Annotated in this window: 10 protein-coding genes and 1 pseudogene; 4 read left to right on the plus strand and 7 right to left on the minus strand. The window is 71.0% G+C overall.

Annotated features, from left to right (window positions below; all coding sequences use genetic code 11):
* Positions 1–219: 219 nt before the first annotated feature.
* From FNV62_RS07880 to FNV62_RS07900, 4 genes and pseudogenes are all read right to left on the minus strand, one after another.
* On the minus strand, positions 220–1,641 hold the full coding sequence (locus tag FNV62_RS07880; protein WP_143614381.1) for a M1 family metallopeptidase: 1,422 nt from the start codon (positions 1,639–1,641) through the stop codon (positions 220–222).
* Positions 1,638–5,627 carry a Pls/PosA family non-ribosomal peptide synthetase gene (locus tag FNV62_RS07885; protein ID WP_144314928.1) on the minus strand — a complete coding sequence of 1,330 codons (3,990 nt, stop codon included), beginning with the start codon at positions 5,625–5,627 and terminating at the stop codon, positions 1,638–1,640. Before FNV62_RS07885 ends, FNV62_RS07880 begins: the two co-directional genes overlap by 4 nt.
* Before the next feature lie 594 nt (positions 5,628–6,221).
* Positions 6,222–7,231, minus strand: a pseudogene (locus FNV62_RS55570) (IS110 family transposase); the annotation flags it as partial.
* A 364-nt stretch (positions 7,232–7,595) separates the two neighbouring features.
* Positions 7,596–8,078 carry a VOC family protein gene (locus tag FNV62_RS07900; protein WP_144314933.1) on the minus strand — a complete coding sequence of 161 codons (483 nt, stop codon included), beginning with the start codon at positions 8,076–8,078 and terminating at the stop codon, positions 7,596–7,598.
* Positions 8,079–8,236: 158 nt separating this feature from the next.
* Between FNV62_RS07900 and FNV62_RS07905 the strand changes: the two genes are divergently transcribed.
* From FNV62_RS07905 to FNV62_RS07915, 3 genes are all read left to right on the plus strand, one after another.
* Entirely contained in the window at positions 8,237–9,460 is a 1,224-nt protein-coding gene (locus tag FNV62_RS07905) for an epoxide hydrolase family protein (protein WP_144314935.1), read from the plus strand.
* Positions 9,461–9,672: 212 nt separating this feature from the next.
* Positions 9,673–10,326, plus strand: coding sequence for an ATP-dependent Clp protease proteolytic subunit (locus FNV62_RS07910; RefSeq protein WP_054233834.1), 654 nt, complete (start codon positions 9,673–9,675; stop codon positions 10,324–10,326).
* Between the two features lies 1 nt (position 10,327).
* On the plus strand, positions 10,328–10,930 hold the full coding sequence (locus tag FNV62_RS07915; RefSeq protein WP_144314937.1) for a ClpP family protease: 603 nt from the start codon (positions 10,328–10,330) through the stop codon (positions 10,928–10,930).
* Between the two features lie 69 nt (positions 10,931–10,999).
* On the opposite strand, the gene FNV62_RS57525 is transcribed toward FNV62_RS07915, so the two are convergent.
* Together FNV62_RS57525 and FNV62_RS07925 are read right to left on the minus strand one after the other, a co-directional pair.
* The gene (locus FNV62_RS57525) at positions 11,000–11,473 is read right to left on the minus strand and encodes a helix-turn-helix domain-containing protein (RefSeq protein ID WP_097283232.1); all 474 of its coding nucleotides are present in this window, start codon (positions 11,471–11,473) and stop codon (positions 11,000–11,002) included.
* Positions 11,474–11,560: 87 nt separating this feature from the next.
* A complete protein-coding gene (locus tag FNV62_RS07925) occupies positions 11,561–12,082 on the minus strand; it encodes a DinB family protein (protein WP_079089687.1) in 522 nt (173 codons plus the stop codon).
* Positions 12,083–12,356: 274 nt separating this feature from the next.
* Here FNV62_RS07925 and FNV62_RS07930 point away from each other — a divergent pair, with 274 nt between their 5' ends.
* Complete coding sequence (locus FNV62_RS07930; RefSeq protein ID WP_054233831.1) at positions 12,357–12,584, plus strand: DUF5133 domain-containing protein; 228 nt, start codon at positions 12,357–12,359, stop codon at positions 12,582–12,584.
* A 109-nt stretch (positions 12,585–12,693) separates the two neighbouring features.
* On the opposite strand, the gene FNV62_RS07935 is transcribed toward FNV62_RS07930, so the two are convergent.
* Entirely contained in the window at positions 12,694–14,037 is a 1,344-nt protein-coding gene (locus FNV62_RS07935) for a diacylglycerol/lipid kinase family protein (RefSeq protein ID WP_164657622.1), read from the minus strand.
* Positions 14,038–14,137: the final 100 nt, after the last annotated feature.

The following is a 14,137-nucleotide window of genomic DNA, read 5'->3' on the forward strand; positions in this document are numbered from 1 at the left end:
CATGTGATGGCTACTGCATATAAACGACACGCAGAGCACGTCTTCGACATCACCTTCGACGGCCGACTCTCAGCGGCCCGCCGGCAACCTCAACAACGCCAGTTGCAGCGTTGATTGGTCCCCGCGCAGGCGGGAAGCGGCCTGGAGATCGGGTACGCCAAAGGCCGAAGGCACGCAGAAGCGGGACCAGATGGACCCTCCGGCACGAACCGGAGGGTGTCAGGCCGGGCCGGAGGGAAGTGCGGGCAGGGGTCTCTCGTAGAGCCAGGTGTGCAGGAGCGGTTGGACGGGGTGGGGTGAGTAGCGTTCGGCGTGTCCGATGAAGGCGGCTGTGGTGGCGCTGGTGCCGCGATGGGTGGCATGCCAGGTGCGCACGAGGGGGAAGAAGCGGTCATCGCCCAGGGCCAGCCGGAGGGCGTGCAGGGTGCAGGCTCCGCGGGTGTAGATGCGGTCGTCGAAGATACGGTGCGGGCCGGGGTCGGCGATGCGCAGGTCTCTCCGGTGGCGGTGGTTGAGGGTGTGCCATTCGGCGCGGGCGATGGTGTCGGCGGAATCTTCGCCGATGTGTTCGGACCACAGCCATTCGCTGTAGGTGGCAAAACCCTCATTGAGCCAGATGTCGCGCCAGTTGCGCAGGCTGACGCTGTTGCCGTACCACTGGTGGGCGAGTTCGTGGGCCACCAGTGTCTCCGAGCCGCGGTGGCCGTCGATGTGGTTGCTGCCGAAGACGGACAGGGTCTGGTTCTCCACCGGTTGGTCGAGTTCCGTGTCGACGACGACGGCGCCGTAGGTCTCGAAGGGGTAGGGGCCGAACCAACCGGTGAATGCGGCCAGCATGTCGGGTTGTCGGGCCAGGTCGTGGCGGGCCTGCTGGGACAGGCGTGCGGGGTAGTGATTGTGTCCGGTGATGGTCTCTCCGGTCGCGCTGTCGTGGGCCTGCCAGGCGTCGTAGGTGAAGCGACCGGTGTAGAGGGTGGCGAGGTAGGGGGCCATGGGGCCGGGGTGGTGGTACGTCCAACACTGGGCGGCCGCGGTGGCATGCCGGTCGCGCAGGGTGCCGTTGGCGAGTGCCTGGTGGCCGTGGGGGACGGTGACCCGGAAGGTGTAGGCCGCTTTGTCGTCGGGGCGGTCGTTGCAAGGAAACCACGAGGGCGCGCCCAGCGGCTGGGAGGCCACGAGAGTGCCGTCATGCGGGTCACCGGTGCGGTCCCAGCCGATCTGTCCGAACGGTGAGCGCAGCGGGGCCGGTCGGCCGCGGTAGCCGACCTCCACGGTGAACGGGGTGCCTGCGGCGAGCGCGTGCGAGCCGGTCAGGTACAGCTTGTCGCCTTTCTGCCGGGGCCTCGCCGGAATGCCGTTGACACGGGCGGTGTGGGCGGTCAGGCGGGCGAGGTCCAGTTCCACCCGTGCGAGGGGCCGGTCGGCAACGGCGCGGATGTGTGCGTGGCCGTCGAGCGTGCCGCTCGACGGGTCGTACGCGAGGCGCAGGTCGTAGGAGAGGGTGTGATGGTCGTACGTGCCGTGACTCGAGAAGTAGCGGTTCTCTGCCCCGGCCTCATCGAGGAGACCGTCTGCGGCCGTCGCGGCGAGCGGGATCAGGGCCGCGCCCCGCAGAAGGGCACGACGACTGCAACGAGTCATGCCTCACCGGTCCCGGCCGACGGCGGTGCGGGGCGCACGGCCGGCTCACCCGCGATGGGGTTGCCGGCCCAGCGGGTGCCCGCGGGCACCGTCTCGCCGCGCATCACCAGCGAGGAGGCACCGATGGAGGCGCCCGCGCCCACGATGGTGCCGGGCAGCACGATGCCGTGCGGGCCGAGCGAGGCACCGGCGGCCAGGTGCACGGTGTCCATCCGCATGATGCGGTCGTGGAAGAGGTGGGTCTGCAGCACACAGCCGCGGTTGACGCTCGCACCGTCTCCCAGAGTGACAAGGTCGGTTTCCGGCAGCCAGTAGGTGTCCAGCCACACACCGCCCCCGATGCGCGCGCCCAGACTGCGCAGCCACCAGTTCAGGACCGGGGTGCCCAGGAAGTCGCGGGCCATCCACGGCACGGCCACCGACTCCACGAACGTGTCGAAGAGTTCGTTGCGCCACACGAACGACGACCACAGCGGGTGCTCACCGGCCCGGAAACGGCCCACCAGCAGCCATTTGGAGCAGGTGGCCGTCAGCAAGGCCGCCAGGCCCGCGCCCAGCAGCAGCGGAGCGCCGGCGAGTGCCGCCAGGAGCAGACCGCCGTGGGTGAAGGCGTCCTGTTCGCCCAGCAGTACGCATTCGGCGAGGGCGGTGCTCACCATCAGAGGCAGCACGCGGCACATCTCCACCAGCGCGCGGGCCACAACCAGCCGCCGGGGCGGGGCGAACGTACGCTCCGGATCGGCCGCCGTCGCCACCCGCGGCAGCGGCAGTGCGGGTCGCCCGAGCCAGGACATGCCCGCCTCGCCGTGCGCGGGCATGTCGGAGAGCACGCCCACCAGGCTGTGGTCGGGCACCGTACGGCCGGGGCCGACGATGCCGGAGTTGCCGACGAACGCCCGCGTGCCTATGCGCACTTGCCCCAGCCGCATCCATCCGCCGCGTACCTCGAACGGTGCGACGAGCGTGTCGTCCGCGAGGAACGCACCGTCCTCGACGTGCAGCAGCGACGGCAGCGGCAGCACCGTCGAGATCTCGGCGTTCCGTCCCACACGCGCCCCGAGCAGCCGCAGCCAGTGCGGCGTGGCAAGGCTCGCGTACAGCGGGAAGAGGCCCCCGCGGGCGCCGTCGAGCAGACGGGTGACCAGCCACACCCGCCAGGCGACACCGCCGTCCGCGCGGTGCACACCCGGCGTGATCCCCCGCCCCAGGCCCCGCACCACCAGCGCGAGGACCAGTACCCAGCACACGGTCGTCATGACCGTGAACAGCGGAACGGCCGCCAGAAGGCGGAGCGCCGCGGTGGGCAGGGCCGACGCGTCGCGCACCAGCTGATACGTGACCAACAGGGCCGGTACGGCCGCCAGGAGCGGCAGCAAGGGCGCCGCCGCCAGGGACAGGGCGTAGGCGATGTTCCAGCGGCGTCGACGCACGGTCGGCGAGGCGGGCCAGCCCTTGCTCGCGATACGTTCGGCCGGGTCGGCCGGCCGGGCCGGGGAGCCCGTCCAGCACTCACCGTCGGGGATCCGCCTGTCCAGGCAGGCGCCGGCCGTGAGTTCCGCGCCTCGGCCCACGACCGCCCCGGGCAGCAGCATGCTGCGGTGGCCCACACGGGACCCCGCCCCCAGCGCCACCGTCCCGACATGCAGCGTGTCGCCGTCCAGCCACCAGCCGGAGAGGTCCGCCCCCGGCTCGATGGCGGCCCCCTCACCCAGCTCCGCCAGACCCGTCACGGGCGGCATCGCGTGCAGGCGCACGTCCCGGCCGGTCGTGCAGCCCAGCAGGCGTGCGTACAGGGCGGCCCACGGCGTACCCAGCAGGGACGGGACGCCGAAGGCGGCCACCGCCCGTTCGGCGCTCCACAGACGCAGGTGGACGCCGCCGCCCCGCGGGTAGGCCCCCGGGCGGACGGAGCCGACCAGCGCACGCGCCAGGCCCGCTCCGGTCATGCATCGTGACGGCGCGCTGAACAGCACCGCCCATGCCACCGCCACCAGCCACCACGGGGTGTGCGGCGCCCAGGCATGCGGCGCCACCTCGCCGAGTACGTTGTCCGCCATCGCCAGCCCGGTCAGCAGGCGCAGCCCGGTCACCCCGTACAAGGCCGTCTGGACCAGAATCTGCACCGCAAAGGCCCACCGTGGCACGGGCCGCACCACCCGTTTCTCCTCGGTCGCACCGGCCAGCGAGTCCAGATGCACGGCCATACGGCACAGCACCGGATACCGGTACAGATCGGCGACCGAGACGCCCGGATGGTGCACGCGCAGCATCGAGGCCATCCGCGCCGCGGTCAGGCTGGTGCCGCCCATCGCCACGAAATCACTGTCCGGGCCGGGACGTACACCCAGCAATTCCTCCCAGATGTCCGCGAGCCGTGCGGCCGTCCCCGCCAACTCCATCGCCCGGCCGGCAGGACCGTCCTGGCCGCTCTCACCGCTGGACGGAAGGGGCAGCGGCCAGGGCAACGCCTTACGGTCCACCTTGCCCGACGTGCGTGTCGGCAACTCCGCGACCTCGGCGAGGACCGGTACCAACTGCTGCGGCAGACGCTCCACGAGCAGCGCACGGGCCTTGTCGCTCTGGAAGGCCGAGCCCCGGCCGTCCGCGGTGAGTTGGGGTACGAGGTAGCCCACCAGCACCTGGGTACCGGCCGGCGTCGTCTGCACGGCTGCCGCAGCGCCGCGTACCCCCGGCAGGGCGCTGAGCGCGGCGTCTATCTCCCCGAGCTCGACACGGCGGCCGCCCAGCTTGACCTGGTCGTCGGCGCGCCCGACGAAGATCAGGCCGTCCGCGTCGGCCCGCACTATGTCACCCGTACGGTAGGCACGCGTCCAACCCAGCGCGGGGCAGGGCCCGAAGCGGTCGGCGTCCTTGACGGGATCCAGGTAACGGGCCGTGCCCGCACCGGCGATGACCAGCTCGCCCTCCTCCCCGAACGCCACCGGCTCCCCCGCCTCGTCCACCACGGCCAACTGCCAGCCCTCCAGTGGCAGTCCGATCCGTACCGCGTGGCCCGGCTCCAGGGGAGCCGCACACGCGACCACGGTGGTCTCCGTCGGCCCGTAGGTGTTCCACATCTCCCGTCCAGGCGCGGCGAACCGCTCCACCAGCCCCGCGGTACACGCCTCGCCGCCCAGGATCAGCAGCCGCACCCGGCTCAGCGCCTCGACCGGCCACAGCGACAGCAGCGTCGGAACCGTCGACACCACCGTGATGCCACGCTCGACCAGCCAGCCGCCGAGTTCGTACCCCGCTCGCACCAGCGAGCGGGGCGCCGGCACCAGACACGCGCCGTGCCGCCACGCCAGCCACATCTCTTCACAGGAGGCGTCGAAGGCGACGGACAGCCCCGCCAGCACCCGGTCGCCGGGGCCGGGCGGCCGCTCCCGCAGGAACAGGCCCGCCTCGGCGTCCACGAACGCCGCTGCCGATCGGTGCGTAACGGCGACGCCCTTCGGCGCGCCCGTCGAGCCGGAGGTGAAGATGACCCACGCGTCGTCGTCCAGGGCGGGTCCGGGTGCCATCCGGCCCGCCGCGGTGACTCCGACCGGCTCCACGAGCCCCTCCGGCTGCGGGTAGGGCCCCAGCACCGCGCACACGCCCGCCTCCCGGAACACGGTGGCGGCCCGCTCCTCGGGATCGTCCGCGTCAACCGGTACGTAGGCGGCACCGCACCGGAGCACCGCCAGGATCGACAGATACAGCTCCGCCGTACCCGAAGACACCCGTACACCGACCCGGTCACCGGGGCCTATCCCCCGCCCCGTCAGGTCCCGTGCCCGGCGTACGGTCTCCTCGTACAGGTCACGGTAGGAGAGCACCGCCGCTCCCGTGTCCACAGCAGGCGCATCCGGAAACGCTGCTGCAGTGGCATCCAGGAGGTCGATCAGCGTACGTGGCGCGGCAGCCTCCCCGGAGCGGTAGACGGCCCGGCCGGCCAACTCCGTTGACGGGCCAAAAGATGGTTCCTCGCGGGACCATGACATCAACATGCCTCAGTTGTTCTGTTCGCTACTGACAGGTCGAAAAGACCTCGGACATTCGCCTCGGAAGACGGCATCCATCCACCACGGGTTCGCTGCGAAACCGAGGGATCATCAAATCGAACACGCCGCGAAACGGCCTTGCCTCCCGTATCCGCAAGCCACCACACCGGCAGTCACCCACCGGCCGCGACCAGCTCATGGGAAATAATTGGCAAGACCCCAAAATTGTTTTCGATGCATGCGGGCGCACGAGCACCCCTCATACCCTCACTCAGTTCTTACTGAAATCTCGCCGTGGAAAGAAATTTCTCACCTGGCTGAAAGCATGGCCAATTCCCGGAATCAGGCCAAAGATTCACCACCGCACGCCCATGAGACAGGCCGCAGGGTGGTCACAGCCGGATGAGCTGGGTTTCGGCGGCGCTCAGGTCTGTGGCTGGGGTGGGCGGGGTCGGCGAGCGCTGTAGCTGACCTTGATCAGGACGGCGATCAGCAGCCAGTTGGCCACCAGGTCCGAGCCGCGCAGGGCCAGGCACCGCAGGGCCTCGCCGATGATCGGGATCAGGCCGGTGACGCCGGTCAGGCCGAGTTCCCCGCGGAGCGGTAGAAGACGCGTTGGAGGCCGCGGTGGTAGCGGCGGGGGCGGTGCAGGTTGCCGTTCACGTTGCCGGAATCGCGGGGGACAGGCGCGACGCCTGAGAACGCGGCGAGCCGGTCTGCGCTGGGGAACCGAGACAGGTCACCGCCGGTGGCAGCGAGGAACTCGGCGCCCAGCAGCGGTCCGATGCCGGGCATGCTGGAGATCACCGGCGCGAGCTCGGGCTCGCGAAATCGGGCTTCGATGAGTTTGTCCAACTCGTGGATCTTCTCGTGGAGGCCGAGCAGTTCCAGCGCCAGGTCGCGGACCACGTGGGCGATCGCAGCCTCGCCGGGAAGTCGAGTGTGCTGTCGTTCCGCGGCATCGACAGCGGCGGTGGCCAGGTCTTCCGCGCTGCGGGTCTTGCGGTTGCGCAGCCATGTCGTCAGCCGCCTGCGGCCGAGACGTCGTAACGCACCGGCGTCTGGTAGCCGGACCGCAGCACCAGCGGTCCAGTGCTCGTCAGTTCCAGGGCATGTTCCAGGGCCGGGAAGATGCTCAGCACCTGCGCGTGCAGACGGTTGGTCTTCCGCGTCCGTCCCTTGACCAGATCGGCCCGTCGGTCGGTCATCACCCGCAGTTCGGCGGTCAGCTCGCTCTCCGGGGTCAGGACGTGGAGGTCGCGGCGCATACGCGCCTGATCAGCGATGACCCGGGCGTCCTTCGCATCGGTTTTGCCCAGGCCGCGGTAGCCAGCCGATGCCCGATTCACGGCGAGGCCGGGCAGATAGACGATGGCCTGTCCATGGTTGAGCAGGAGGTTGACCAGCAGGGAAGCCATGCCGTCGGCCACGTCGACGGACCACACCACAGTCTCACCGAGCGTCAGCACTTCGCTGATGAGATGCAACAGGTCTGCCTCGTCGTTGACCACCTTCCGGGACAGCAGCACCTCGCCATCGTTGTTCAGGACAACGGTGTGGTGGTGGGCCTTGCCGATATCGGTTCCCGCCCAGTTCCAGGCCATGGTTCCGCCAGTCGCTCGACGTACTTCGTACATCCGGACGACCCCTCCAGCATGGTCCTACTCAGCGATACCCGCGGGCCCGCAGCTCCTCATCAGTGGTCGAGTCGTCGTGCGGCCCCGGGCGGCCAGGTGTCACAGGAACCATTGAAGGCAACCTCCCCCAAGCCATACCCGGGGCCACTGGATCCTCCGGACCGTACGACAGCCCATCCGACCCATCATCAACGTAGGACCACCCCCCGGATCATCGACAACAGGAGGGGGAAGTCATACCGGACCCGAAGGCCGGAGGCCCCGTCGCGGAGCCACGAAAACGGTAACGGGGGGAGGAGCAGGGGGCCGACCGCGTGGTGCCGTGGGTGCGTTACTCGCCCGCGTACGCCTTCTCCAGCGCCGCGATGTCCAGCTTGGACATCTTGTACATCGCCTGGGCCGTCCTGGCCGCCTTCTCGGTGTCCGGGTCGCTGATCAGGTCGATGAGCCTGTTCGGCACGACCTGCCAGGACAGGCCGAACTTGTCCTTGATCCAACCGCAGGGCCCCGCCTCGCCGCCGTCCTCGACGAACTTGTTCCAGTAGTGGTCCACCTCCTCCTGGTCCTCGCAGTGGATCTGGAACGAGATGGCCTCGTCGAACGTGAACTGCGGGCCGCCGTTCAGTGCGACGAACTTCTGTCCGTTGGCCACGAAGTCGACGGCCATCACGGAACCGGCGGTGCCGTGCTCCGACTCGGAGAAGCGGGCGATCCTGCCGAGCCGGGAGTTTTTGAAGATCGAGACGTAGTAGTGCGCGGCCTCCTCGGCCTGACCGTCGAACCACAGACACGTGGTGAATCCGTCGGCGGACATACGTACCTCCTGCGGCGGGAAAAGTTTCGTCACCTCTGTAGACCGATCGTCGTCCCAAAACTCATCGGCGTCGCGCGGGATCCTTTCGCCGGGGGGACGGCGGCGGCCGATCGCGTCGTTCGCCGCGCCCTCCCAGGGGCGCTATAGCATGCGCGGACATGACTTCCTCCGCCGATTCCTCCAGCCCCTCCGCCTCGGACAGCGCGCGCATCGAGCCGTTCCGTATCGACTTCCCGCAGAGCGACCTCGACGACCTGCACCGACGGCTCGATCGCACGCGCTGGCCCGACGAGCTGCCGGGGGTCGGCTGGGCCTACGGCGTCCCGCGGGAGTACCTGCGCGAACTCGTACGGTACTGGCGGCACGACTACGACTGGCAGGCGGCGCAGGCGCGGTTGAACGCATGGCCGCAGTTCACGACGGAGATCGACGGCGCGCGGATCCACTTCGCGCACATCCGTTCCCCGGAACCGGACGCGACCCCGCTGGTCATCACGCACGGCTGGCCCGGCTCGATCGTCGAATTCACCGACGTCGTCGGCCCGTTGACCGACCCGCGCGCGCACGGCGGCGATCCGGCCGACGCGTTCCATCTCGTCGTGCCGAGCATTCCCGGGTTCGGGCTGTCCGGGCCCACCCGGGACACCGGCTGGGAGTTCCAACGGGTGGCCACCGCCTTCGCCGAGCTCATGACACGGCTCGGCTACGAGCGGTTCGGCGCCCAGGGCGGCGACTGGGGCGGGGCCATCTCCCGGGAGCTGGGCCGGGCGTACCCCGAACGGCTCGTCGGCGTCCACCTGAACCTGCTGCCCGGATCGTCCGCGGCCACCGAGCCGACTCCCGGGGAACTGGCCGCGCTGAGCCCCGAAGAACGCGAGCGCGCGCTGCTGTCGTGGCGGCGGGGCGTGGAATGGCGCCGCGAGGAGGCCGGGTACGCCGAGCTCCAGGGCACCCGGCCACAGACCCTGGCCTACGCGCTGACGGACTCCCCCGTCGGTCAACTCGCCTGGATCGCCGAGAAGTTCAGGGCGTGGACGGATGCGAAGGACCGCCCCGAGGAAGCCGTCGACCGGGACCTGATCCTGACCAACGTGATGCTGTACTGGCTGACCGCGACGGCGGGGTCCTCGGCCCGCATCTACTACGAGCGGGCGCACGCGGACTACTGGGGCACCGCGCCCGAGCCGTCGACGGCGCCGACCGCGCTGGCCGTCTTCCCGCACGAGCCCCTCGTACCGCTGCGGCACATCGCGGAGCGTACGAACAACATCGTGCGGTGGACGGAATTCGACCGGGGCGGACACTTCGCCGCGGCGGAGGAGCCCGAGCTGCTGGTCGAGGATGTGCGGTCCTTCTTCCGGGACCTGCGCGCCGACGCCTGAACACGGGTCGGACACCTGAGCACGGGCCGGACACCTGGGCCCCGGTCCCCCGCCCCGGCCGTCGGTGGCATCGGTGGCGTCGGTGACGGCAACCCCGTACCCCCTCTGCCCGTGGCGAATCTGCTGCGGGCCGAGAAAGCTGATCCGCAAGGGCCTTCGGTCCGAGAGTGGGGATCGCGGCGACGACAGCCGCGCCACCACGAGGAGGACCGATGACTCCACTCATCACCGGCCGGTACCCGGCCCACGCACCGCGCGCCGAGGACGGCGACACCCCCGCGACCCGCTTCGACGACCACCTGGCCGCCCAGCTGCTCGCGCAGCGCATCGTCCTGCTCGGCACCCAGGTCGACGAGGTGTCCGCGAACCGGGTCTGCGCCCAGCTGCTCGTACTGTCGGCGGAGGACCCGCGCACCGACATCAGTCTGTACATCAACAGCCCGGGCGGATCGGTGACCGCGGGGCTCGCGATCTACGACACCATGCGGCTGATCCCCAACGACGTCTCGACCCTCGCCATGGGATTCGCCGCGAGCATGGGGCAGTTCCTGCTCAGCGTCGGCACCCACGGCAAGCGGTACGCGCTGCCCAACGCGCGGATCATGATGCACCAGCCGTCGGCGGGCATCGGCGGCACCACCGCCGACATCGAGATCCAGGCGCAGAACCTGGAGTTCACGAAGCAGGCCATCGAGCGGATCACCGCGGAGCACACCGGCCAGAGCGAGGAAACGATCTCCCGGGACGGCGACCGCGACCGCTGGTTCACGGCCGAACAGGCCAAGGAGTACGGCATGGTGGACCGGGTCGTGGAGTCGCTCGACGACGTCCGCCCGGCCGCGTCACGGCGACGGATGGGGCTCTGACATGAGTACGTACACGATTCCGAACGTCGTCGAGCGGACCCCGCAGGGCGAGCGGTCCTACGACGTCTTCAGCCGGCTGCTGTCCGAGCGGATCATCTTTCTCGGCACCGAGATCGACGACGGGGTCGCCAACGTCGTCATCGCGCAACTCCTCCATCTGGAGTCGTCGAACCCGGAGAGCGAGATCGCGATCTACATCAACTCGCCCGGTGGGTCGTTCACTTCGCTCATGGCGATCTACGACACGATGGCGTTCGTCCAGGCGCCGATCTCGACGTTCTGCGTCGGCCAGGCGGCCTCCACGGCGGCGGTGCTGCTGGCCGGCGGCGATCCCGGACGGCGGTTCGTGCTGGAGCACGCGCGCGTGCTGCTCGGCCAGCCCGCGAGCGGCGGCCGGCAGGGGACGGTGTCCGACCTCGCCCTCCAGGCCAAGGAGATGCTCCGTATCCGCGCCCAGGTCGAGGAGGTCCTCTCCCGGCACACGCACCACGACGTGCCGACCCTGCGCGCGGACATGGACCGCGACAAGGTGTTCACCGCGCAGGAGGCCGTGGCATACGGACTCGCGGACGAGGTCCTGAGCCGACGGCTCGCGACGGTCTGAGACCGGACCACCGCCAGGGCCCACGTCTGCGGCGTGCTCCGCCGGGCAGGCCCTGGCCGGTCGTCGCGGTCAGGCGGCAAGGCACATGCCGTCGTGGCGCGAGGCCGACGGGGTGCGATGGCGAGCGGGCCGCACCTGGGCGAGGCGGGTGAGTTCGCCCTGGGCCAGCGAGAGCAGATCGGTCAGCCCGAGGCCCAGGGCGCGCGCGGCGGCCGCGAGGACTTCGGACGAGGCCTCCTTGCGGCCGCGCTCCAGCTCCGAGAGGTACGGCATCGAGATCCGGGCCGCGTCGGCCACGTCCTTGAGCGTCCGCTCCTGCGCGAGCCGCTCGCGCCGCAGGACGTCACCCACCAGGTCGCGCCACAGCGGCTCCCTGCTCCTGGGCGCCGGTGGTGTCTGCCGGGGCGCGAGGACCGGGCGGGGCCGCTGGGGCGCGTCGGCCACGGGACCGGTGGGACGGGCCGCCGGGCCGGTGACCGGAGCCGGTGCGGTCGCCGGGCGGAGGGGAATGACGCGGGCTTCGTTCGGCGCTTGGTTGCTCACCCCTTCAGCCTAGAAGCCCCGACCCGCCAGGAAAGGGATCGCCTCCGCATTCCGCTCTCGGGGGAATCGAGGCGCGTCACCCGCCCGTCACTGCCCGACCCGTCCGTCGATCCGCTCGCGCAGGAAGTCCGCGTGGCCGTTGTGCCGGGCGTACTCCTCGATCAGGTGCACCAGCACCTCCCGGAGCGCGATCGGTTCGTCGTCGTGGGTCCCGGTGATGTCGAGGTCGCGGGCCTCGTCCACGAACCGCTCGGCGAAGGCCACCTCGGAGCGCCAGGTGTCCCAGGCATCCTCCACCACTTTCTGGTCGGGCACCGCGCCGTTGAAGTCGCCGTTCGGGTCGCCGTCCGAGCGGTAGTGCCGCGGCGCGTCCTGGCCGGCCAGCACCCCGCGGAACCAGGCCTGTTCGACCCCCGCCAGATGACGCACCAGCCCGAGCAGCGACATGTTCGAGGGCTCGACGGAACGCCGGGCCATCGCCTCGGCGTCCAGACCCGCGCACTTCATCTCCAACGTCAGCCGCTGGTCGCGCAGATACCCGACGAGCGTGTCCCGCTCCCCCACGAACCCCCCGTCGGAGCGCGGATCGTCGTCCGGGTGCACGAACATGTCCCACCACCCGAAGCTCCGCTCGGGCGGGGTGTTCCCGGACTGGGGAGGCTGGGGAAGTGTGGTGTCGGCCATGCCTATGAGCATCGGCGCCCCGACCGCGATCCGCCACCGGTTTTCCGCCGCCCCGAGACGGCGTCAAATCGTCCGCCGTGCCCGGGAGTCGGGGCGAGGCCCCGCCCGCGTGGATCGGGAGGAACCGGGTAACCGGGGTCAGGAACGATCACCGGTCGCGACCGACCGGTCGGCCCACCCACCCCTCAGGAGGACTCCCGTGCTGATGGCCCACCCCGCGGTACTGCGCAACCTCGTCGAGCAGTACGTCACCCTGCGCACGCTGCACGCCGAGGACGGCGGTACGGAAGTCCGGCGGCGCATGGACGACGTGGCCTACACGCTGTGCGTCTCGACCGGTACGAGGGACGTGGACGCGGCGCTCGTCGCGGCCCGCCACCGGCTGCCCGGAGCCCGCACGATGGACGACTCCGTCCTCGCCACCTGACCCGAGGCGCGGACCTGGTGCCCAAGAAGCCCTGGTGTCCGAGCTCAGTGAGTGATCCGAACCGGTTCGGGCGGGCCCGCGAGCGAGCCCACCCGACCCTTCAGCCCCTTCAGCGCAGCCACTGGTCCTTCTCCGCGGGCCGGTACAGCGTCACGGCCCGTGTCACCTTGTCGAGCACCAGCCTCGGCGCCGCGACCCGGGTCACTTCGCCGTCGTACGAGAACCGCGGGTCGCCCTGCAGCACTTCGAGCCGCAGGCCCCGCACCTGCGCCGTGGTGAGGACCCGGCTGTTGTGCAGCGTGCCGGTCAGGACGGCCAGCAGCAGCCGGGTCCTGGCCAAGGGGGTGCCGGCGTCGACGGCACGGACGTCGAGCAGTCCGTCGTCGAGTTGGGTGCGGTAGGTCGGGGCGAACCCGGCGGGGTGGTAGATGCCGTTGCCCGCGAACAGGAGCCACAGGCGCTTGGGGCGGCCGTTGACCGAGACGTCCACGGGGCTGCCCTTGGCGAGGACCCTGGCCAGCCCGACCACCAGCGCGGGCCACTTCCCGATCCGCTGCTCCAGCTTCTCCCGGGCACCGACCAGGTCCGAGTAGACGCCGAGGCTGAAGGTGTTGAGGAACACCTGCTCCGGTCCGCCGGGGGCACGGGCCCGCCCGAGGTCCGCGACGACCGCGTCGCCCGCCTGCACGGCTCGTACGACGTCCTCCAGGGTCTGGTTGCCGAGGTCGACGGCGAAGTGGTTGAAGGTGCCGCCGGGGAAGACCGCGAGCGGCAGGCCGAGCCGGGCGGCGATCTCCGTCGCGGCGTTGATCGTGCCGTCGCCGCCGCAGGCGCCGAGGGCGCCGCCCTCGGCCTTGGCCCGCCGGGCGGCCTGTTCCAGGAGTTCCACCAGGTCCTGGTCCTCCCGCGGCACCGTGATCTCGGCCTTGGGCAGCGCGGTGCGCAGATACGCGCTCGCGTCGGGAGTGTCGGCGCTCCACGAGAGCCCGGAGGACGGGTTGACCACGATGTGCAGTCCGGCGCCCCCGGGCAGCGCCGGAGCGGGCCGCCGCGGGTGTGCCGCCGCGGCCGCCGCCTCCGGTTTGACCGGCCACCAGCGGGCGGTCAGCGCGGCGGCGCCGACACCGATCGCGACGCCCACGGCCACGTCGCCCGGACGCCGGTCCCCCGAGCGCGTGCGAGCCACGGTCAGTGCCGCGGCGCCGGGCACCGCGAACAGGCCGTACCGGGGCGCTTCGAGCAGGACGCCGACGGCGAACGCGGCGGCCGACGCGACCCGGCCGACCGCGTCGAGCGGCTGCGCCTTGCGGGCCGCCGGGCGCGCCAGCACACGGGTCACGGCCGAGGCGATGGCGACGGTGCCGATGCCGCGCAGCGCGGCCCGACGCGCGGTCCGGTTCCCCGACGCGCCGAGGGCCGCGGCGGCGGCGCCCCACACGAGTCCACCAGCCACGGTCCGCCGCCATCCGGAGGCCCCTGCCGGTCCCGTGGCCGCCCCGCCCGTCCACCACGGCGTGCCACCGCCTGTTCGTCGCCCCGTCCCGCGCCTTCTC

The sequence above is a fragment of the Streptomyces sp. RLB3-17 genome (assembly GCF_007113425.2).
Taxonomy (GTDB): domain Bacteria; phylum Actinomycetota; class Actinomycetes; order Streptomycetales; family Streptomycetaceae; genus Streptomyces; species Streptomyces mirabilis_D.

Excerpts from the sequence above, each read along its gene's own strand:
- FNV62_RS07880 (WP_143614381.1), bottom strand. The coding sequence starts at position 1,641 with ATGACTCGTTGCAGTCGTCGTGCCCTTCTGCGGGGCGCGGCCCTGATC.
- FNV62_RS07885 (WP_144314928.1), bottom strand. The coding sequence starts at position 5,627 with ATGTCATGGTCCCGCGAGGAACCATCTTTTGGCCCGTCAACGGAGTTG.
- FNV62_RS07900 (WP_144314933.1), bottom strand. The coding sequence starts at position 8,078 with ATGTCCGCCGACGGATTCACCACGTGTCTGTGGTTCGACGGTCAGGCC.
- FNV62_RS07905 (WP_144314935.1), top strand. The coding sequence starts at position 8,237 with ATGACTTCCTCCGCCGATTCCTCCAGCCCCTCCGCCTCGGACAGCGCG.
- FNV62_RS07910 (WP_054233834.1), top strand. The coding sequence starts at position 9,673 with ATGACTCCACTCATCACCGGCCGGTACCCGGCCCACGCACCGCGCGCC.
- FNV62_RS07915 (WP_144314937.1), top strand. The coding sequence starts at position 10,328 with ATGAGTACGTACACGATTCCGAACGTCGTCGAGCGGACCCCGCAGGGC.
- FNV62_RS07925 (WP_079089687.1), bottom strand. The coding sequence starts at position 12,082 with ATGTTCGTGCACCCGGACGACGATCCGCGCTCCGACGGGGGGTTCGTG.